The organism is Streptomyces sp. a15, from assembly GCF_059026085.1.
In genome coordinates this window covers 1-345 of sequence record NZ_JBWLKM010000300.1, presented here as the reverse complement: position 1 = coordinate 345, position 345 = coordinate 1, and the positions used below count along the sequence as shown (strand labels likewise).

Sequence of the window (345 nt, the reverse complement as noted above, 5' to 3'; positions counted from 1 at the left end):
AAGGACCGGGATCCCGAGTGGTTCAAGCGCGCCGTCTTCTACGAGGTCCTCGTCCGCTCCTTCCAGGACAGCAACGGCGACGGTGTAGGCGACCTCAAGGGACTGACCGCGAAACTGGACTACCTGCAGTGGCTGGGCGTCGACTGCCTCTGGCTGCCGCCCTTCTTCAAGTCACCCCTCCGGGACGGCGGTTACGACGTCTCGGACTACACCGCCGTCCTGCCCGAGTTCGGCGACCTCGCCGACTTCGTGGAGTTCGTCGACGCCACCCACCAGCGCGGCATGCGCGTGATCATCGACTTCGTCATGAACCACACCAGCGACCAGCACCCGTGGTTCCAGGAG

At 64.9% G+C, this 345-nt stretch carries 1 protein-coding gene; it reads left to right on the top strand.

The window, feature by feature from the left end; all coding sequences use genetic code 11:
- On the top strand, positions 1–345 hold a 345-nt coding region (locus tag AC5P09_RS52225), incomplete at both ends, for an alpha-amylase family glycosyl hydrolase (protein ID WP_493880666.1).